Annotated in this window: 2 protein-coding genes; both read left to right on the forward strand. The window is 73.7% G+C overall.

Translation table 11 applies throughout. The features are described from left to right. Positions 1 to 512, forward strand: a 512-nt coding sequence (locus tag AB0J72_RS58920; protein ID WP_363418044.1) for a class E sortase, incomplete at its 5' end; no start/stop codon positions are given. A gap of 147 nt (positions 513 to 659) precedes the next feature. Beyond that, on the forward strand, positions 660 to 1395 hold a 736-nt coding region (locus tag AB0J72_RS58925; RefSeq protein WP_363418047.1), incomplete at its 3' end, for an Hpt domain-containing protein.

Here is a 1395-nt window from a genome sequence, read left to right on the forward strand (position 1 = left end):
CCGCCGCCGCGGAGGCCGCCGGCCGGCGCCCGCCCGCCCCGATGGCGCTCGCGGGCGAGCCGCGCGGCGATGCCGGTCCGGTGGCGGTGCTGCACGTACCGACGCTGCGGTTGAAGCTCTTCGTGGTCGAAGGGTCCGACGACGCGCACCTCATGCTCGGCCCCGGCCACATCCCCGGCACCGCCGCGTTCGGCGAGACCGGCAACGCGGGCATCGCCGGGCACCGCTACCCGGGCGTCTTCTGGGACCTCGGCGAGCTGGAGGTCAGCGCGCCGGTCGTGGTCGAGACCCGCGACACCTGGCTCGTCTACCGGGTCGTCGAGGCGCGCGTGGTGCGGCCGGAGCAGAGCGAGGTGCTCGCGCCGCCCGCGCCCGGCGCCGGGCCGCTGCTCACCCTCGTCACCTGCGAGCCGAAGCTCAGCACGTCGCGCCGGCTGATCCGGCAGGCCACCCTGGTGCGCCGCGATCCGGTGGGCGGCCCGCGCCCCGCAGAGCTGCAATACCCTACGTGACGGCCTGCTTACCGTAACGCCACGAATCTCCTTGACCGGCACCCGAACGTGCCGATTGTCCCTGTGAGTTCGGCCGGTTCCGGGTGCTTCGCCGGGCCGTGGCCCGACGCGTGGTTTGTCCCGGTGAGGGCTGAAGGGAGCCTGGCCGTGAGCGACTTGGGTGACATCGTTCAGGAGTTTCTCGTCGAGTCACACGAGAACCTGGACCAGCTGGACCGGGACCTGGTGGCGCTCGAAGCGGCACCGGGGTCACGGGAGCTGCTGTCGTCGATCTTCCGCACCATTCACACGATCAAGGGCACCTCGGGTTTCCTGGCGTTCAACCGCCTGGAGAAGGTGACGCACGTCGGCGAGTCGCTGCTGTCCCGGTTGCGCGACGGTGCGCAGGGTATGACGCCGTCGACGACCGATGCGCTGCTGCGGATGGTCGACACGGTCCGCGGGCTGCTGTCGGAGATCGAGGAGCACGGGCAGGAGCTCGAGGGCGACGACTCGGGCGTGATCGCCGCCGTGAACGCCTGCATCACCGACGGGTCGGCGCCCACCCCCGCTCCTGCCGCTCCCGCTGCTGCCGCTGCCGCTGCCGCTCCCGCTCCCGCTGCTGCCGCTCCCGCTGCTGCCGCTCCCGCTGCTGCCGCTCCCGCTCCCGCTGCTGCCGCTCCCGCTGCTTCCGCCGCCGCCCCCGCGCCTGACGCCGCGCCGCCGGCCGTGTCGGGCACCGTCGTCGACCCGACGCCGGCCGTCGAGGTCGTGGTGGTCGAGCCGGTGGTCGTCGAGGCTGCCCCTGCCCCGACACCCGCCGCCCCCGCTCCCGCGCCGGCTGCCGCCGCTCCTGCTGCTGGACTCGGCGGGCTATGCCGCGGGGCAGTTCCCGAAGTTCTAC

This window comes from Dactylosporangium sp. NPDC049742 (assembly GCF_040674675.1).
Classification (GTDB): Bacteria; Actinomycetota; Actinomycetes; order Mycobacteriales; family Micromonosporaceae; genus Dactylosporangium; species Dactylosporangium maewongense.